At 59.8% G+C, this 18,557-nt stretch carries 15 protein-coding genes; 13 read left to right on the top strand and 2 right to left on the bottom strand.

The window, feature by feature from the left end:
• Window positions 1–83: 83 nt before the first annotated feature.
• From ALO80_RS13985 to ALO80_RS13935, 11 genes are all read left to right on the top strand, one after another.
• Entirely contained in the window at window positions 84–698 is a 615-nt protein-coding gene (locus ALO80_RS13985) for a biliverdin-producing heme oxygenase (RefSeq protein ID WP_055009427.1), read from the top strand.
• Window positions 695–1,153 (top strand): YbaN family protein, encoded by a 459-nt coding sequence (locus ALO80_RS13980; RefSeq protein WP_054985549.1) that lies wholly within the window; start codon window positions 695–697, stop codon window positions 1,151–1,153. The genes ALO80_RS13985 and ALO80_RS13980 overlap by 4 nt, the downstream gene beginning before the upstream one ends.
• Window positions 1,154–1,232: 79 nt before the next feature.
• The gene (locus ALO80_RS13975) at window positions 1,233–1,589 is read left to right on the top strand and encodes a DUF5064 family protein (RefSeq protein WP_055009426.1); all 357 of its coding nucleotides are present in this window, start codon (window positions 1,233–1,235) and stop codon (window positions 1,587–1,589) included.
• A gap of 236 nt (window positions 1,590–1,825) precedes the next feature.
• Window positions 1,826–3,334 (top strand): sigma-54-dependent transcriptional regulator, encoded by a 1,509-nt coding sequence (locus ALO80_RS13970; RefSeq protein WP_055009425.1) that lies wholly within the window; start codon window positions 1,826–1,828, stop codon window positions 3,332–3,334.
• 169 nt (window positions 3,335–3,503) lie between these two features.
• Window positions 3,504–5,234: a PAS domain-containing sensor histidine kinase gene (locus ALO80_RS13965; protein WP_055009424.1), complete on the top strand. Its 1,731-nt coding sequence runs from the start codon at window positions 3,504–3,506 to the stop codon at window positions 5,232–5,234.
• Complete coding sequence (locus ALO80_RS13960) at window positions 5,219–5,608, top strand: response regulator (RefSeq protein ID WP_055009423.1); 390 nt, start codon at window positions 5,219–5,221, stop codon at window positions 5,606–5,608. The genes ALO80_RS13965 and ALO80_RS13960 overlap by 16 nt, the downstream gene beginning before the upstream one ends.
• 9 nt (window positions 5,609–5,617) lie before the next feature.
• On the top strand, window positions 5,618–7,735 hold the full coding sequence (locus ALO80_RS13955; protein ID WP_055009422.1) for a putative bifunctional diguanylate cyclase/phosphodiesterase: 2,118 nt from the start codon (window positions 5,618–5,620) through the stop codon (window positions 7,733–7,735).
• Between the two features lie 86 nt (window positions 7,736–7,821).
• Window positions 7,822–8,571 carry an efflux RND transporter periplasmic adaptor subunit gene (locus ALO80_RS13950; protein ID WP_375233022.1) on the top strand — a complete coding sequence of 250 codons (750 nt, stop codon included), beginning with the start codon at window positions 7,822–7,824 and terminating at the stop codon, window positions 8,569–8,571.
• Window positions 8,568–9,890, top strand: a complete 1,323-nt coding sequence (locus ALO80_RS13945; RefSeq protein WP_055009420.1) for an efflux RND transporter periplasmic adaptor subunit — start codon at window positions 8,568–8,570, stop codon at window positions 9,888–9,890. The genes ALO80_RS13950 and ALO80_RS13945 overlap by 4 nt, the downstream gene beginning before the upstream one ends.
• Window positions 9,890–11,986 (top strand): HlyD family efflux transporter periplasmic adaptor subunit, encoded by a 2,097-nt coding sequence (locus ALO80_RS13940; protein ID WP_055009419.1) that lies wholly within the window; start codon window positions 9,890–9,892, stop codon window positions 11,984–11,986. Before ALO80_RS13945 ends, ALO80_RS13940 begins: the two co-directional genes overlap by 1 nt.
• A gap of 29 nt (window positions 11,987–12,015) precedes the next feature.
• Complete coding sequence (locus ALO80_RS13935; RefSeq protein ID WP_055009418.1) at window positions 12,016–12,525, top strand: GNAT family N-acetyltransferase; 510 nt, start codon at window positions 12,016–12,018, stop codon at window positions 12,523–12,525.
• On the opposite strand, the gene ALO80_RS13930 is transcribed toward ALO80_RS13935, so the two are convergent.
• Entirely contained in the window at window positions 12,526–12,837 is a 312-nt protein-coding gene (locus tag ALO80_RS13930) for a DUF6916 family protein (RefSeq protein WP_055009417.1), read from the bottom strand.
• Between the two features lie 53 nt (window positions 12,838–12,890).
• Complete coding sequence (locus tag ALO80_RS13925) at window positions 12,891–13,481, bottom strand: phage tail protein (RefSeq protein ID WP_055009416.1); 591 nt, start codon at window positions 13,479–13,481, stop codon at window positions 12,891–12,893.
• Window positions 13,482–13,845: 364 nt separating this feature from the next.
• Between ALO80_RS13925 and ALO80_RS13920 the strand changes: the two genes are divergently transcribed.
• A complete protein-coding gene (locus ALO80_RS13920) occupies window positions 13,846–14,682 on the top strand; it encodes a sulfotransferase family protein (protein ID WP_055009415.1) in 837 nt (278 codons plus the stop codon).
• Between the two features lie 139 nt (window positions 14,683–14,821).
• Window positions 14,822–18,557 (top strand): Ig-like domain-containing protein (locus ALO80_RS13915; protein ID WP_144434222.1); only part of this gene is annotated, 3,736 nt, incomplete at its 3' end.

Raw genomic sequence — 18,557 nt, 5'->3', positions numbered from 1 at the left:
TGTCGGCGACAGGTTTTTTTTACGCGTTCGGGCCTGGCCATTCGTCTATTCAACAAGCCCCTTTTTCAGCAAGGAAGAATTCCATGACTCTTGATCAGAACCGACCGACCTCGCGTTCACAACGCCTGAATCAGATCACTCACGCGCCGCATGAAACGCTCGACAAGGCGGTCAAGGCTCACGCACCGTTTGAAACCCTCGCCAGCTACGCACGTTTCGTGGTCGCTCAATACCTTTTCCAGGCGGAGCTGCAAAGCCTGTACAACGAGCCTGCGCTCCAGGCAATCATCAGCGACCTGCCGGCACGCTGCCGGGCTGCACAGGCCAGAGCGGACCTTTCGGACCTGAACGTGGACATTCCCCCACCGGTGGCTGGCGCCGTGCAAGGTTCGAGTACCGCAGAGGCACTCGGCTGGCTGTTCGTCTCCGAAGGTTCCAAGCTGGGTGCCGCGTTTCTGATCAAACGCGCCGAAGCCTTGAACCTGAACCACAGCTTTGGCGCACGCCATTTGGGTGAGCCTGCGGGAGGCCGTGCTGCGGGCTGGAAAGCCTTTGTCGGCGCGCTTGATGAGCTGACACTGACCGCAGAACAGGAGGCAGAACTGGATCGGGGTGCCATCGCTGCATTCGAGCGCTTCAGCGTCCTGCTGCAGTACGCCTACGCCCATGCCCCGGTTGCGGACATGGCACAGGCATGAAAAAACGCCCGGTGCTGTTAAGCTGGCCGGGCTCCCCGAACCTGCCTGTAGAGACCATGACGTACAAACCACCCGGCTCAAGACTTTCACGCCTTTTATACGGCATTCTCGCGTATGTCGCCCTCGGCATAGGCATTGTTGCGATCTTCATCCCCGGCCTGCCGACCACCGAGTTCATTCTGCTCGCGGCCTGGGCTGCGACACGCAGCTCGCCGCGCCTGAATGCCTGGCTGGAAAACCACCGTGTATTCGGACCGATTCTGTACAACTGGCGTAACGGCAGGCTGGTCGCCCGCAAGGCCAAGATCAGCGCCACCATCAGTATGCTCGTCTGCGCTGTGGTGATGCTGAGCCTGATCGGCCACGCCTGGTGGCTGTATCTGGCCCTTACGGGCATGGCACTGGGCAATCTATGGATCTGGTCGAGGCCGGAACCCGGCAGGGACAATCGCTGAGTAGACATGCACCGGGCTGAACTGCGCAGATGCGTGCAGTGTCTGACTGAACACACTCATCACTTGATGGAGCACCTCCATGTACGAGCCAGGCCATCTGCATCTCACTCACGTGGCGTTGCAGCCTACGGATATCAGCTACGACATTCACCTGAGCTATGAAGTGAACGAAGACCCGAAAGATGGCACTTGCGTGCACTTCACCATGAAGGGTGAAATCAACGGCAAGCCGTTCGAAGAGCAATTCCAGCTGACCCGTGATCTGGCCTTCAACTTTGCTCACGATGCAAGCCGCATTGCCATAAGACACGGCCTGCCGAACTCGGCCTCACTGCCCATCGCCCAACACAAGGACTACGACCGAATGTTTGCGGACATTCGCGACAAACTCCACGTCAGGTCAGGCGAGCCGGTGAAGCCGGAGCATCTGGAGTAGCGCTTCGGGCTTGAGCTTCAGGCTGTCATGCCCACGCTCTGCGTCCTGTCTTGAACGCACGACGCGCCACAGATATGTGACGCAGAGCGTAACCCAGGACATTCCCACGCTGGAGCGTGCGTAACGAGAACTGCCTGGGAGAACACTACCGTGCCCAGGCTCACCGGCGGATTTCACCAAACCCGCCGCCACAAGGCATACTTGCCGCCCCATCACTCGCGAACCTTCAACGCCTCATGCGCATCCATGTCAGCTTCATCGACCGCGTCGGTATTACCCAGGAAGTGCTGGCGATTCTGGGTGGACGCAATCTGAATCTGGATGCGGTGGAGATGGTGCCGCCCAATGTGTACATCGATGCGCCCACCCTTAGCCACCAGATGCTCGAAGAGCTCAAGGATGCGTTGTTCCGGGTGCGCGGTGTGGAAGCGATCACCGTGGTGGACATCCTTCCGGGGCAGCGCCGCCATCTGCAACTGGACGCGCTGCTTGCAGCCATGACCGACCCGGTGCTGGCACTGGACAGCGCCGGGCATGTGCTGCTGGCCAATCCTGCGCTTATCACGCTGATCGGTCGCGAACCGGCAGGCGAATCGATTGGTGAGCTGTTCAGCGACCCAAGCCTGCACGTCGCATTACTGGAAAACGGCTTTCGTCTGCCGCTGCGCGAGATCACGCTGAACGGTGAAGCACTGCTGCTGGATGCCACTCCGATCACCGAAGCGGGTGCGCTGATTACCCTTTATCTGCCCAGTCGTATCGGCGAACGCTTGTCGGCGTTACATCACGATTACGCCGAAGGCTTCGATGCCCTGCTCGGCGACTCTGCCGCAATCCGCACGCTCAAGGCCAGAGCGCAGCGTGTGGCAGCACTGGACGCGCCGCTGCTGATTCAGGGCGAGACCGGCACTGGCAAAGAGCTGGTAGCACGGGCTTGCCACGCCAGCAGCGCCCGCCACGGCGAACCGTTTCTGGCGCTGAACTGCGCAGCGCTCCCGGAAAATCTCGCTGAAAGCGAACTGTTCGGTTACGCCCCCGGAGCCTTTACCGGCGCTCAGCGCGGTGGCAAGCCGGGGCTGATGGAGCTGGCCAACCAGGGCACCGTGTTTCTGGATGAAATCGGCGAAATGTCGCCCTATCTGCAAGCCAAACTGTTGCGGTTTCTAAACGATGGCAGCTTTCGCCGTGTCGGTGGGGACCGGGAAGTCAGGGTCAATGTGCGTATTCTCAGCGCCACCCATCGGGATCTGGAGAAAATGGTCAGTGAAGGGACGTTCCGTGAGGACCTTTTCTACCGTCTCAACGTCCTCAATCTGCAAGTTCCGCCGCTGCGTGAACGAGGCCAGGACATTCTGTTACTGGCCCGCTACTTCATGGAGCAGGCCTGCGCCCAGATTCAGCGGCCGGTTTGCCGGCTTGCACATGGCACCTACCCTGCCCTGCTGGGCAATCGCTGGCCGGGCAACGTACGGCAATTGCAGAACGTGATTTTCCGCGCCGCTGCCATCTGTGAACACACTCAAGTGGATATAGGCGATCTGGACATTGCAGGCACTGCGGTAGCACGTCAGAACGACAGTTCGATAGACAGCCTTGAACATGCCGTCGAAGCTTTCGAACGGGATCTGCTCGAAAAGCTCTACGCAGACTACCCGTCTACCCGTCAGCTGGCCAACCGCCTGCATACTTCGCACACGGCCATTGCGCACCGCTTGCGAAAATATGGAATTCCCGGCAAGCGCTAGTGGATTGACGTCAATTATCTAAATATATTCCGAAAGCTTCATTTAATATCCGATTGGCCGATAACGATCTGGTATGGTCCACAAACCTCTTATCATCCATTTGAGTGGATGTCCGTAAGTGTGATTACGGCCGTGATGGCAGAAAGGTCAGATAGTACCGGGAAGTCATATGCCAACCCCGCCAGTAGACCGCCCGCTCGTCGACGCTCAGTCTCGCGCTGAGAAAATCGTCGAATCTCGCCGTCAGAAAACCCTGCTCAAGACTGGCGCGCTGCAGGACGCCATTTTCAACAGCGCCTACTTCTCCAGCATCGCCACTGACGAACACGGCGTTATTCAGATATTCAATGTCGGTGCCGAACGTATGCTCGGTTACCACTCGGAGGATGTGGTCGACAAAATCACGCCGGCAGACATCTCCGACCCGGCTGAGCTCATCCTTCGCGCGGCAGCACTCAGCCATGAGTTGAACACGCCCATCACGCCAGGCTTTGAGGCATTGGTATTCAAGGCTTCGCGTGGCATCGAAGATATCTACGAACTGACCTACATCCGCAAGGACGGCAGCCGTCTTTCGGCCATGGTGTCAGTCACTTCGCTGCGTGACAGCGCCGAAACCATCATCGGTTATCTGCTGATCGGTACAGATAACACCGCGCGCAAACAGGAGGAGGAAGCTCAGGCCTTGCTGGACCAGCGGTTGCGGGACCAGCAGTTCTATACCCGTTCGCTGATCGAATCGAACATCGATGCGCTGATGATGACTGACCCGCAAGGCATCATTTCCGATGTCAACAAGCAGATGATGGCGCTGACCGGGCGTACCCGGGATGAATTGATCGGCGCGCCCTGCAAGAACTTCTTTACCGATCCGGCGAGTGCCGATGCCGCTATCAAGCGCGTGCTCAGCGAACACAAGGTCAGCGACTACGAACTCACCGTGCGCGCCTACGACGGCACCGAAACCGTCGTGTCCTACAACGCTGCGACTTTTCATGACCGTGACCGCAAACTCAAGGGCGTCTTCGCAGCCGCCCGCGACGTGACCGAGCGCAAACGTTTCGAGCGTACGCTGGAAGAAAAGAACATCGAGCTGGAGCACGCCAGCCATATGAAGTCTGAATTCCTTGCCACCATGTCTCACGAGCTGCGCACGCCGCTCAACGCCGTCATCGGTTTTTCCGAGGCACTCAAGGACGGCATGGTTGGTGACATGACCGATGCCCAGCGGCGCTACATAGGCGATATCTTCAACAGCGGCCAGCATCTGCTGTCGCTGATAAACGACATTCTCGACCTGTCCAAGGTCGAAGCCGGAATGATGACGCTGGAGCTTGAACCGGTCGATCTTGACGAACTGTTGAGCAACAGCCTGCTGATCGTTCGCGAGCAGGCGGCTCTGCAACGCATTCAACTGAAACTGGAAACAGAAGCCGATTTCGGCCTCCTTGAACTGGACCGGCGCAAAACCAAGCAGATTGTCTACAACCTGCTGGCCAACGCGGTGAAATTCAGCGAACCCGGCGGCTGGGTGACGCTGGCCGTGCGTACGGTGCCGTTTGCGCAGGCAGGCCTCATCGAGGGTGACTGGCCAGTACACGGGTTCCCCCTGCCGTCCAGTGACTACGAGCAGTTTCTGGAACTGAGCGTCAGCGACTCGGGAATCGGCATCGCCCAGAGCGATATGAACAAGCTGTTCAAAGCCTTCAGCCAGATAGACAGTGGTCTGGCACGCAAATTCGAGGGCACCGGGCTGGGTCTGGCGATGGTAAAGCAACTGACCGAACTGCATGGCGGCTGCGTTGCCGTTGCCAGCGTAAAGGACCTCGGTGCGCGTTTCGTGGCCTGGCTGCCCATTCGCCCGCTTGAATCCGGAGAGGCGCAATGGCCCAGATCCTGATCATCGAAGACAACGCTGCGAACATGCGTCTGACAGAACTGTTACTGACCAGTGCCGGTCACGGCGTGCTATCGGCAGTCGATGCCGAAACCGGCTTGAAACTGGCCCGCGATCGTCAGCCGGACCTGATTCTGATGGACATCCATCTGCCGGAAATGGACGGCCTGGCCGCGACAGCGCTGTTGAAGAAAGACGCTGTTACAGCAGCGATTCCAGTGGTTGCACTGACGGCGATGGCCATGAAGGAAGACAAGGAAAAGATCCGCCTGGCGGGCTGCAACGCTTATATCATCAAGCCGTTGCGCTACAAGGAGCTATACCGGGTCATCGACACCCTGCTGGAAAAAAATCTGCCTCAACAGCCCATTACCTGAGCATTCGATATGACCCAGAGCGCCGCAACCATCCTGATTATCGATGACGATGTCCATGTCCGAGACCTGCTGGAGGTTCTGCTGCAGAACCAGGGTTATCGGACGCTGACCGCGGAATCAGGCGAACTGGCGCTGGCAATGGTCGAACAGCAGTCGCCCGACCTGATCCTGCTGGACATCATGATGCCGGGAATGGACGGCTACGAAGTCGCCAGCCGGCTCAAGGCTGGCAAGAGCACTGCCAACATACCGATTATCATGCTCTCGGCACTGGGTGATCAGAGCGCCCGGCTGTCGGGGCTGGAAGCCGGTGCCGAGGAGTACCTCAGCAAACCTGTGGACAGCGCCGAACTGTGGCTGCGCGTGCGAAACCTGCTGCGCCTCAAGGCATTCGGCGATTACCTGAAAAGCCACAGCCTGATCCTCGAAGACCAGTTGCAGCAGCGCACAATCGACCTTGAGCGCTTTCGCACGGTGATGGACGCCTCCGAAGACGCGATTTTCCTGATCAACCGCAACACCATGAGCCTGATCGAATTCAACCGCCGGGCATGCCAGTTGCTGGGCTATACCGCCGAGGAGCTGTCGCACAAGACACCCGCCGAGCTGGGCGAAACGTCCATGGAGCAGCTTGAGGTCGTGTACGACCAGATCATTGCCGGCAAAGGCCCCAGCGAACCGCTGGAAACCCAGATTCGCGACAAGAGCGGGCGCGATGTCGAAGTCGAAATCCATCGCCAGGCCTATCGCACCGGCGAGGACTGGGTCATCGTCGGCATCGTGCGCGACATCACCCGGCGCAAGGAAAGCGATCAACGCCTGCTGACCATGGCCCACTACGATGCGCTGACCGGGCTGCCCAATCGTGACCTGTTTTTTACCAGCCTGCAGATGGGCTTGACCCAGGCGGCCATCAGCCGCTGGAGGCTGGCGGCGCTGACGGTCAATCTGGACGGTTTCAAGAACATCAATGAAACCTGGGGGCATGTGCTGGGCGACGAGGTGCTTCTGGAAGTGAGCCACCGCCTGTCGGAGTGCCTCAACGCCAGCGACACTCTCGGCCGTGTGGATGGCGATCAATTTGCACTGATCCTGATGCTTCGTGATGGCCAGGCCGATACCCGTCAGACGCTGGACCGCATACGTAACGCATTGCGGGTGCCCTTTGAGATCGAGGGCCAGAGCATTGTCATGACCGCCAGCATTGGCATTGCTCTCTATCCGGAGGATGGCGAAGACTCACGCGAGCTGATCAAACATGCCTATACCGCGATGAACAGCGCCAAAAAAATGGGCCCGGACACCTACCGGTTCTATACCGCGCAGATGAATGCCGACGTCTCGGCGCGCCTGGACCTTGAAGCGGCTTTACGCGACGCCGTACAAAAGCGGGCTTTCGAAATTGTCTACCAGCCCAAGCTGAACCTGAACAATAACCGGGTATGCGGGCTTGAAGCGCTGCTGCGCTGGCCACGCCCTGGCCAGCCTGGCGTTTCGCCCGCCGTATTCGTGCCTGTGCTGGAAAGCCTGGGGCTGATCGGTGAAGTCGGCAATTGGGTCGTCGACAGCGTCTGTGCCCAGATTGCGAAATGGCAACGTGCCGGGCTGGGGTCGTTTCAGGTAGCAATCAATATTTCCGGGCAACAGATTTCCAGCAGCAGCCTGGTGGCCGACATTCGTCAGGCACTCGAGAAACACAAGGTTGCGCCGGAATGGCTGGAGGTCGAGCTGACGGAAAGCTCGTTGATGGAAAACACCTCCCACACCATCGCCACCCTGGGAACCCTGCGGGCCAATGGCGTGAGCATTTCCATCGACGATTTCGGCACTGGCTATTCAAGTCTGGCGTACCTGCGCCGATTCCCTATCGACAAGCTTAAAATCGATATCGCATTCATTCGCGAGGTAACCAGCAACCCACAGGACGCGGCCATTGCCAGAGCTATCATCGAACTGGCTCACAGCCTCGACCTGCAGGTTATCGCTGAGGGTGTGGAAACACCCGAGCAACTGGCGTTCCTGCGCGAAAACCATTGCGATCAAATCCAGGGTTATCTGATCAGCAAGCCGCTGCCACTTGAAGAGCTCGAGGTATTTCTGCGCTCACCGGCACGCCGCGTCGGGTAACACGGCATGATCGGCACAGGCGGTGCCGTTCATGCATTTTTGAAGGAGTTCGCTGCATGCGGTGTTTGCAAGCTGTACTTTTAGGGATGCTAAGTGTGGCGAGCCTGGTCCAGGCGCAAACGTCCACCGATGCCGGGCTGATCGAGGACACTGCGTCCGCCAGCGCAGCTGCTCCGGCCAGCGAAGCACGAGGCGTGCTGCGAGCGACCAATCAGGCGGTGCTCGCCAGCGAGTTGTCTGGCCGTATTATTGACCTGCCTTTCCAGGAAGGCGAGTCGTTCAACAAGGGCGATACCCTGGCGCGCTTCGACTGCTCGGCCTATCAGGCTCAGCTCAATGCCGCGCAGGCGGCCAGCCGTGGTGCCAGCGAAGAACTGGCGCACAACCGGCAACTGGCGGCGCTCAACTCGGTGGGCCGCTTCGAGGTGGCTCGCGCCGAAGCGAAGCTTTCCGAAACTCAGGCGCAGTCCGGCGTCTATCAGGTACAGATCAAACGCTGCAGCGTCATTGCGCCTTATGACGGGCAAATCGTCGAGCGCAAGGTCAAACGTTACGAGAGCGTTGCAGCCGGTACGCCGATGCTCGAGATCGTCGACAACCGTACCCTGGAAATCCACTTGCTGGTGCCCTCGCGCTGGATGAGCAAACTCAAGCCCGGCCAGACCTTCAGTTTCGTTCCCGACGAGACCGGCCAGCCACTGACTGCCACGGTCAAGCGCCTCGGCGCACGCATTGATGAAGGTAGCCAGACATTGCTGCTGATCGCCAGCCTGCCCAAAGCCGAGGGTCTGCTGGGAGGCATGAGCGGTACGGCACATTTTGCGGAGGTGAAGTGAACGCCCCCGTGTCCGGCGCGGTTGAACGGGTTTTCGCGCAATTTCTCGACCTTGAACGGCTGACCCGCGCTGCGCCTGCGATCGAGCAACTGGCCTACAGCCTGGTCAACGACAGCCAGGGCTTGTTCGGCTATCGCCATGCGGCACTGGTGATCGCTGGCAAGGTGCGCGCGGTGACCGGTGTCAGCGTCATCGAACCCAACGCGCCATTCGTAGCCTTTGTCGAGCATGCCGTCGGCCAGTTGCTGAAGCTGGAGCGGGTCAAGCCGGCGCGCGTCGTGCACATGGATTCAGTCAGTGCGTCGGTGCGCGATGACTGGAACAGCCTGTCGGCACCGCATGTTTTCTGGCTGCCGTTGCAGGACCGCAAAGGTGACGTGTTTGGCGGCCTTTGGCTGGCCCGCGACACGCCGTGGACACCCGCAGAGCAAGTCCTGCTGGCGCAACTGGGCGATACCTGCAGCCATGCGTGGCTCGCGTTGCAGCCCGGCAAACCCTGGCGCTTGCGCTTTAACCGCAAACGTCAGGCCTTACTAGTGGTGCTCGCGCTGCTGTGCCTGCTCATTCCAGTGCGTCAGTCGGTACTGGCACCCGCCGAGGTCGTACCGCTGGGCGGACGCGTGGTGGCTGCGCCGCTGGATGGCGTCGTGGCCGAGTTTCTGGTCAAACCCAATCAGCCCGTCAAGGCCGGTGACCTGCTGTTGCGGTTCGAGAACACCACCCTCAAGGCCCAGGCCGATGTAGCCGAACGTGCGCTGGGCGTGGCTGAAGCTGAGCTGAAAGCCAACTCGCAGCGTTCTTTCGCCGATGCCGAATCCAGTTCGCGAATCGACCTGCTGGCGGCTCGCGTCGAGCAGAAGCGTGCCGAGCGCGACTACGCTCGCGAGCTGTTGAAGCGCAGTGAGGTACGCGCCGAGCGCGACGGCATCGCGGTATTTGCCGATGCTCAGCGCTGGCTTGGCAAGCCGGTACAAACGGGCGAACGACTCCTGGAAATTGCCGACCCGACTCAGGCCGAGCTGCGCATCGAGCTCGCAGTTGGCGACGCCATCGCGCTGCAACCGGATGCCGAAATCGCGCTGTTCCTGGACAGCGATCCGCTGCAACGTCACGCCGCCCGTCTTGAACGGGCAGCCTATGAGGCCCAGCCCACACCTGGCGGGCAACTGGCTTATCGTCTGGATGCCAGCTTTCTCGACGCGCCGCCACCGCGGATCGGCCTGCGCGGCACAGCCAAGGTATTCGGTGGCCGTGCTCCGCTGGCGCTGTATCTGCTGCGTCGTCCTCTTGCCGGTCTGCGTCAAAGCGTAGGCCTGTAATGAACCTGCCCAACCTGCGTGCAGATTTGCAGCTCACGCCTGCGGCCCCGGCCCTTGACGGTTCGCCACGCTGGACCCTGGCCGATCCGGTGCGCGGCCGCTATTTCAAGCTTGGCACCCAGGCTATTCGCCTGTTGCGTCATTGGGCGCTGGGTGATGCTTCGCGGGTGCTCCAAGCGGCCAATCGCGAGCCGGGCCTGCCGTTGGGCGACACCGAGATTGAAGAACTGCTGCGGTTTTTGCGCGGCCATGACCTGATCGCCGCGCGCGACCCGGAACAACGCGCCAGCTACCTCTATAAGGCTGCGGCGTCGCGGCACGGGCTGTGGCAGATGCTTTTGCATCAATACCTGTTTTTTCGCATTCCGCTCTGGCGTCCGGACGCGTTTCTCAACAAGGTCTGGCCTTGGCTGGCACGCTACGGTTCACGGCTGCTGCGCTATGGGCTGCCGCTCACACTGGGGTTGGGAATTTTTCTGGTAGCCCGGGACTGGCAACGCTTCATCGGGACCTTCCCGCACCTGTTCAGCCTCGGTGGCGCTCTGGCATTCGGTGCAGCGCTGTTTTTCGCCAAACTCTGTCATGAGTTTGGCCATGCCTTCATGGCTAAACGTGCCGGATGCCGGGTGCAGAGCATGGGCGTGGCGTTCATGGTCCTGCTGCCGCTGTTCTATACGGATGTCAGCGATGCCTGGCGGGTCAATGATCGCCGCGCCCGACTGCTGATCGGCGCGGGTGGCGTGCTGGCGGAAATGTTGCTGGCGTGCATCGCCCTGCTGACCTGGTCACTCTTGCCAGACGGACCGGCGCGCACTGCGGCGTTCATGCTCGCCAGCGCGACCTGGCTGACGACAGTAGTGGTCAACCTCAATCCATTCATGCGCTTCGATGGTTACTTTCTGATCAGCGACTTGTGGGAAGTCGACAATCTTCAGGGGCGAGCTTTCGCCCTGTGTCGCTGGCGACTGCGCGAGGCGCTGTTCGGCTATGGCCTTCCTGCCCCCGAACCCTGGTCGCCCGCCATGCAGCGTCGACTACTGTGGTGGGGGTATCTTTCATGGCTATGGCGTGCCGCACTGTTTTTCGGTATTGCGCTGGCGGTCTACCATCTTTTTTTCAAATTGCTGGGGATTTTCCTGATGCTGGTGGAGCTGGGCTGGTTTATCTTCCTGCCGATTTTCAAGGAATGTCTTCACTGGTGGTCAAACCGCAAGCAGGCGTACGCGCCGCGCGTCGTGCTCAGTATTACCGCATTGCTGGCTGTGTTGGCGCTGCTGATCGTACCGTGGCACAGCAGTGTCGAGGTGCCGGTGATGCTGGAAGCCGAAAGCGTGACCGCCGTTCATGCCCCGGCCGCTGCCAGAGTCAGGCAGGTCAATGTGCGTGACGGCCAGAAGGTCGAACAAGGCGCGGTGCTGATGGAACTGGAATCTCCGGATATCGATTCGCGGCAAAGTATCGTGCGCCGTGAAATCAATATTCTGCAGTTACAGATGCGTCGTCAGGCCGGCCGCAGCGAGACCGCCGCCGATGCAGGCATTCTTGAACAACGCCTGGCCGAGGCAGTTGCCGAGTATCGCGGCCTGGCAGCACGTCGCGAGCGCTTGTTATTGCGCGCGCCAAAGGCGGGGCAGGTGCGCGATCTGCTGCCGCAGTTGAGCGTCGGACGCTGGGTCTCGAGCAAGGATCCGCTGTTGCGTATTGTCGAGGACGGCACCCGGATTCGTGGTTATGTGGCAGAGAATGCCTTGTGGCGTATCGCGCCCGGAGACCGTGGACGTTTCATTGCCGACGACCCGATGCGTGAGTCACTGGCCGTGGAGCTTCAGGAAGTGGATGCCAACGGCGTGGCGTGGCTGGATCAAGAGGCGCTGAGTTCCGATCACCACGGACCTATTGCGGTACGCCGGGACGAAAATCAACGCGCCGAACCGGTACAAGGTCAGTATGGTGTACGCCTCAAACTGGTCGACAATACCACTGCGCCTTCCCAGCCCTTGCGCGGTGTTGCCGTGCTGGACGGCCGCAGTGAATCCCTGCTGGGCGCAACCTGGCGCAGGCTTGCCGCCTTGGGAGTAAGAGAAAGCGGGTTCTGAAGCTGACACATGGACAGAGGACAGCACACATGACAAAAAAACCTTTCGCCAATATCGATGGGCTGGTGGTGCGGCCATCGAGAGAAACCGATAGCGCCTTTCTGCAGATGCTCTATCACTCGGCGCGCCCCGACCTGCAATTGATCGACGGCGAACGCGATCAGGTTGAAGACATCATCGCCCAGCAGTTTCGCGTGCAGGATCTGGGGCAGGGAGAAAACTTCCCCAACGCCATGCGCTATGTCATTGAAAAACTCGGCACGCCCATCGGCGCGCTGGTCACCGATTTCGGCCACAACGAGATTCGCGTGCTGTATCTGGCGTTCATTCCGGCAGCGCGCGGCAAGGGCTATGGGCGTAACATCGTGCAAGGCGTGCAGCAGGCGGCCGAGCAGATACGCTGTCCGGTCGCAACGGTGGTCTGGGCCAACAACCCCCACGCGCGCCAGCATTATCTGGCGCTGGGGTTTCAGGTTCAGGAACGGGACGTGGCAGCCGAGCGGCTGATCTGGTACCCAGGTCAGGCTTCGGCTGGCTGATCAGTTGAAGCTTATGCAGTAGTAGGCCAGGCTTTCGTCGCGGCCCAATGCAGGAACACGAGACACGAATACATCCCTCAACAGACCCAGCGCTGGCAGCTCGACCGAACAGGATCCGTCGACGAACGCGCTGGGCTCAAGTGACTCAAGAGACACATTGAACGGCAGTCGCTTGTGTTGAGCGGCACGCGACTGCGGTTTTTCGGCAACCGCGGATACCAGCACGGGAACCTGACCGCCGTCACTCAATTGCAACAGACAGGCAGAACCCAGCATATTCCGGAAATATTCGACAGTAACATCTTGCAGCATGTCCACTCTCCAGCAACGTCTGTTCGAAGAGCCCGTCCCTGGGCTCGTATCAATCAATCCTGCACAGGATAAAGCCCTTGCAGCGCGATACTGAAGTTAACCACTAGGAACGGGTTCATGCTGTCAATCGGTAGGCTGCCTCCGACAGACTGCATGGTTCCGCTGATGGCCGTACTGACACCCTTTTGCTGAACAGGGGCACTGCCCGCGTTGGGCGAAAAGATATTGGCGGAAGTCGGTCCTCCGCTTGACGCGCCGATGAAGGCATTGTCAGCGGTTGGCGCGATAGTTGCCCCTGTCACCGCCGGATTGGCCAGGTTGATTGTGGTAGTCGCTGTCAGCGTGCTGAGTGCATGGACATGAGCCGGCATATTAGCAATGGCGACCGTGACCTTTTCAACGCCCGATACAGCCCCGATGACGCGGTTGGTCAGCCCGACCCCTGTACCCTGATTGACCGGCACACGCCCCTGAAGGTTGGGTAACATGAAGTTCTGGTTGGCGGTACCGCCATAAGTTATCCCGAGTAGCGAATACAAGGCCTGATATTGATTAAGCGTCAGTGTTTGCCCATTGCACTTCGCCCAACCCGAAGGCGCAAATGGAAAGGCAAACGTCATGATCGAACCCATAAAAACTTCCATACACCCTCATCCTTCTTCTATGTCATGGGAAACTTCGATCCACCGGGGCCAAGGTCCACAGGTGGCAGAATAAAAGCGTAGACGCAGTTTTCAAGGTGTAAATGTTTTTGCAAATGACCGTTGACCACTGCACATCCAGTGACGCTCAGCAGTCGCCGTCGGAAAGTTCACTACCGTTCATCTGATATTCATCATTCTTTCATCGGGAAAACCCAATAAAACCGGTAGGAGGATCGCTGAATCGGTTTTTTTACCGTTCCCATCCCTCAAGACATGCTGGCTCCTGTCGAACTACTAGCATATGAATGCACTTTGTTACGTAGTTCACACACTCGTATAAACAGCTGTTTTCCGAGGCGCATGGATGCAAAAATTCCATTTCATTGCAGGTTTGCCACGATCGGGTTCCACCCTGCTATCGGCCATTCTCCTGCAAAATCCGCGCTTTCATGCGGGTATGAGCAGCCCGGTCGGCTCTCTTTTCTCCAGTATTCTTGGCCAGTGCAGCGCTGGCAGTGAATTCTCCTCGGTGATCAATACCGATGTGCGTCGTCGCTTGTTGCGCGGGGTTTTCGAGTCCTACTACGCCGACAAAGCCGATAAAGACGTGGTGTTCGATACAAACCGTGGCTGGTGCTCACGCCTGCCCGCGCTCATGGACCTGTTCCCGCAAAGCAAAGTGATTGCCTGCGTGCGTAACGTCGCCTGGGTGATGGACAGCATCGAACGCCTGTACCGCGCCAACCCTTTTGAAAACACCAAGCTGTTCAACGATGACGTGGAACGCAATACGGTCTACAGCCGGGTCGAGACGCTGGCGCAGCGCAACCGCTTGGTGGGCTTTGCCTGGGCCTCGCTCAAGGAAGCCTATTACGGCGAGCATGCCGGCTCGATTCTGCTGATCGATTACGACCTTCTGTCTCAGGCACCGGACCGCGTCATGCGGCTGGTCTACGACTTCATTGGCGAACCGTGGTTCGAACACGACTTCAACCACCTCGCCTATGACGCACCGCAGTTCGATGACGCGCTGGGCGTATCAGGCTTGCACAAGGTCAAGCCGCGCGTTGCGCTGGAGCAAAGGCCCACCATCCTGCCGCCCGACCTGTTCGAGCAGTATTCAAAGTTGTCGTTCTGGAATGACGGGTCTGCCAGCGCAGCCAATGTCATCCGCATGAAATCAGACGCCGCCGTCAACTGACGGCGGCTTTATCACTCGTAACGTTCGATCTCTGGTGAGCAGCATGTGGTGGAATAAACAAAAGTCGCGGACTACAAAGCGTGCACCGTCGAGTGCAACCTCCCCTGTTTCGCCCATGATCATGTCTCTCGAACCGCGCATGCTGTTCGACGGTGCGGTTGCGGCAACGGTCGCCGAAGCGGCCCAGCCGGACAGCCAGCCGACGCCGGACGCCTCGGCCAAGAGCGCCGAGCAGGCCAACAGCGCCAGCAACGACCATCACGCGCAAGCGCCAGCCTCTTCGGACGTGGCCGCGACCCCTGCCGCCGTGCCTGGCACCACTGTCGTATTCGTCGATTCACGGGTAAAGGATTCGGCCAGCCTGCTGGCAGGCGTTGCGCCCGGTGCGCAAGTGGTCGAACTGGACGCCACCAAGGATGGCCTGCAACAGATTGCCGATTACCTGGGGGCTCATCAGGGCGTCAGCTCAGTGCAGATCATTGCACACGGTAACTCCGGCGACCTCTGGCTGGGCAACAGCTACGTTTCTGCTGACAACATCGCGCAACGCAGCGCTCTGTTGGCCGAAATCGGCAACGACATGAATGTCGGTGGCGATATTCTGATCTACGCCTGCAACACCGCCGAGGGCGACACCGGCCTGAGCTTTGTCGACTCGCTGGCTGCCCTTACCGGACGCGATATTGCTGCGTCCACTAACCGCACCGGCGTAGGCGGCGACTGGGACCTGGAAATTGCCACCGGCAGCATTGAAAGCGTGAGCGCCTTGTCGCAACAGTCAATGGACGCTTACCAGTGGGGGCTGGCAACTTTTACAGTCACCTCCACCAGCAACACCGGCACAGGCAGTCTGCGTGAAGCGCTGACCAACGCCCAGAACGGCGATATCGTAACCTTCTCGACCGGCATGACCGTTGCACTGCAAAGCCAGCTGGTGGTCAGCAAGAACATCACCCTCGATGGCGACCTGAACAACGACGGCGTTGCTGACGTCACGCTGGACGGGCAGAACAGAACCAGCGTGATCAGGGTCAATTCCGGGGTCACAGCCACACTCGATGGCGTGATCATTACCCGAGGCGTGGCCAGTACTGCGGGTGCCAGCAGTGGTGCGACCATTGCGGCCTCTGATGCACTGGGCGGCGGTATCAACAATGCCGGCAATCTCACGCTACGCAACGTCACGGTCACTGCAAACGCGGCAGCAGGCGGTGGCGCCGGTGGTGGCGTCCTCTCGCCCACCGTAGGTGGTGGCGGCGGCGGTGGCGGCGGTATCGGCGGGCAAAACGGTGCTGCAGGTGGCAGTGCCGGGACTTACACCCCTACGTCCCCGTCAGCCAATACCGGCGGCAACGGTGCAGGGTTCAACACTGTGTACATGGGTGGTAAAGGCGGTAGTTCTGCGGGTGGCGGCGCGGGGGGCCTTGGCGTTTCCGGGTACACCAACGGTGGCGCAGGCGGCACTGCGACCAGCAACGGGCGCACCATCGGTGGCGGTGGCGGCGGTTCGGGTTATGACGCCAATGGCGGCCGAGGCGGATCAGCGGTCGGCGGCATCTACAACGCATCGACCGGCACTCTGGCGATCATCGGCACTTCAACCATCAGCAACAACATCGGTGCAGGCGGTGGCGGCGGCGGTGGCGGCACGATTGGTGGCAACGGTGGCCGTGGTATCGGAGCAATCTGGAACAAAGGCACCGTCAATATCACCTCCGCCAACAACTCGGCCATGAGCGGCAACGTAGGTGGCAGCGGATCTGGCGGACAAGCGATCAGCGGCGGCACCAATGGCTCCTCGCCTGCCGCCGTCAATAATATCTTCAACGACGGCGGTACGCTAAACGCCACCTACACTGCTGACACGACTGCACCAACGGGCACCAGCATCGTGATTGCCAATTCGTCGCTGAGTTCGGGCGGCACATCGCTGGTCACCTTCACGTTCAGTGAGCCGGTCTTCGGCCTGGAAATCTCCGAGATCACCGTGCCCAACGGTACGTTGAGCAACCTGGTGACCACCAACAACATTACCTGGACAGCTACTCTTACGGCTTCCAGCAATATTTCTGACAGCTCCAATGCCATCAGCCTGCCGTTATCGGCGGTGCAGGACTCTGCCGGCAATATCGGCACCGGGACAGTGACTTCCAACAACTATGCAGTCTCGGATACCGTTCCGCCGACAGTGACTATCGCGGTGGCAGATACCGCACTGGCGGCCGGCGAAACATCACTGGTCACCATTACGTTCAGTGAAGTGGTCACCGGCTTCGACAATGCCGACCTCTCGGTGGCCAACGGCACATTGACCGCCGTGAGCAGCAGTGACGGCGGCAAAACCTGGACCGCGACCCTGACGCCGACCGCCAACCTGACCAGCACTGTCAACCAGATCAGCCTGAACCGGGCCGGTGTGCAGGACCTGTCCGGCAACACCGGATCAGGCGTCGCCACGTCCAACAACTACGCCATAGACACGTCGCGCCCAACCGCAACCATCGTGCTGGCCGACACCGCTCTGAGCATTGGTGAAACCTCACAGGTGACCATCACCTTCAGCGAAGCGGTGACGGGTTTCACCAACGCAGACCTGACCGTTGTCAATGGCACCCTGAGTACCGTGACCACCAGCAACAACATTGTCTGGACTGCGACGTTTACGCCGACCAACAACATCACCGACAGTACCAATGTGATTACCCTGGCCAACACGGGCGTCAGCGATGCAGCAGGCAATACAGGGTCGGGCACCACCGACTCGAACAACTACGCCATCGATACCCAGCGTCCGACCGCAAGCATTCTGGTGGCAGACGCCAGCCTCACGGCCGGTGAAACATCGCTGGTGACCATCACCTTCAGCGAGGCCGTCAGCGGGTTCACCAATGCCGACCTGACCGTGCCCAACGGCACCTTGAGCACCGTCACCAGCAGCGACGGCGGCATTACCTGGACGGCGACCTACACGCCGAACAACAACGTCAACGACACCACCAACCTGATCAGTCTGAACAACGCAGGCGTGACGGATCTGGCTGGCAACGCCGGGGCCGGCACCAGCAACTCGGGCAACTTCACCATCGATACCGTACGCCCGAGCGCCACAGTGGTTGTAGCCGACAGCGCTCTTTCTGCGGGCGAAACCTCGCTGGTGACCATTACCTTCAGTGAAGCCGTGACCGGGTTCACCAATGCCGACCTGAGCGTCGCCAATGGCACCTTGAGCGCGGTGAGCAGCAGCGACGGCGGCGTCACCTGGACCGCGACCTTCACGCCAACCGCAAACGTGACCGACGCCACCAACCTGATCACACTGGATGCAACGGGTGTGGCCAATGCGTCCGGCAACGCAGGCACCGGCACAATCAACTCCAACAATTACGCCATCGACACGCAGCGCCCGACGGCGACCATCGTAGTGGCCGACAACGCGCTGGCCATCGGTGAAACCTCGCTGGTCACCATTACTTTCAACGAGGCGGTGAGCGGTTTCACCAATGCCGATCTGAACGTCAGCAACGGCACCCTGAGTGCAGTCAGCAGCAGCGATGGCGGTATCACCTGGACCGCAACCCTGACGCCGACAACAGGGATTACCAGCAACAGTAATTCGGTGATTCTGAACAACGGTGGCGTGGCCGATCTGGCGGGTAACGCAGGCAGCGGGCTGAGCACCTCGAATAACTACGCCATCGACACGTCGCGCCCGACAGCCAGTATCGCGATGTCGGACAATGCCTTGACCGCAGGTGAAACCTCACTGGTCACTATCACCTTCAGCGAGGCAGTGAGCGGCTTTACCAACGCAGACCTGAGCGTACCGAACGGCACGCTGAGCGCGGTCAGCAGCAGCGATGGCGGTATTACCTGGA

The organism is Pseudomonas caricapapayae (assembly GCF_001400735.1).
Lineage (GTDB): Bacteria > Pseudomonadota > Gammaproteobacteria > Pseudomonadales > Pseudomonadaceae > Aquipseudomonas > Aquipseudomonas caricapapayae.
This window is presented reverse-complemented; position numbering and strand designations above follow the sequence as displayed.

Excerpts from the sequence above, each read along its gene's own strand:
- ALO80_RS13985 (WP_055009427.1), top strand. The coding sequence starts at position 84 with ATGACTCTTGATCAGAACCGACCGACCTCGCGTTCACAACGCCTGAAT.
- ALO80_RS13980 (WP_054985549.1), top strand. The coding sequence starts at position 695 with ATGAAAAAACGCCCGGTGCTGTTAAGCTGGCCGGGCTCCCCGAACCTG.
- ALO80_RS13975 (WP_055009426.1), top strand. The coding sequence starts at position 1,233 with ATGTACGAGCCAGGCCATCTGCATCTCACTCACGTGGCGTTGCAGCCT.
- ALO80_RS13970 (WP_055009425.1), top strand. The coding sequence starts at position 1,826 with ATGCGCATCCATGTCAGCTTCATCGACCGCGTCGGTATTACCCAGGAA.
- ALO80_RS13965 (WP_055009424.1), top strand. The coding sequence starts at position 3,504 with ATGCCAACCCCGCCAGTAGACCGCCCGCTCGTCGACGCTCAGTCTCGC.
- ALO80_RS13960 (WP_055009423.1), top strand. The coding sequence starts at position 5,219 with ATGGCCCAGATCCTGATCATCGAAGACAACGCTGCGAACATGCGTCTG.
- ALO80_RS13955 (WP_055009422.1), top strand. The coding sequence starts at position 5,618 with ATGACCCAGAGCGCCGCAACCATCCTGATTATCGATGACGATGTCCAT.
- ALO80_RS13950 (WP_375233022.1), top strand. The coding sequence starts at position 7,822 with ATGCTAAGTGTGGCGAGCCTGGTCCAGGCGCAAACGTCCACCGATGCC.
- ALO80_RS13940 (WP_055009419.1), top strand. The coding sequence starts at position 9,890 with ATGAACCTGCCCAACCTGCGTGCAGATTTGCAGCTCACGCCTGCGGCC.
- ALO80_RS13935 (WP_055009418.1), top strand. The coding sequence starts at position 12,016 with ATGACAAAAAAACCTTTCGCCAATATCGATGGGCTGGTGGTGCGGCCA.
- ALO80_RS13930 (WP_055009417.1), bottom strand. The coding sequence starts at position 12,837 with ATGCTGCAAGATGTTACTGTCGAATATTTCCGGAATATGCTGGGTTCT.
- ALO80_RS13925 (WP_055009416.1), bottom strand. The coding sequence starts at position 13,481 with ATGGAAGTTTTTATGGGTTCGATCATGACGTTTGCCTTTCCATTTGCG.
- ALO80_RS13920 (WP_055009415.1), top strand. The coding sequence starts at position 13,846 with ATGCAAAAATTCCATTTCATTGCAGGTTTGCCACGATCGGGTTCCACC.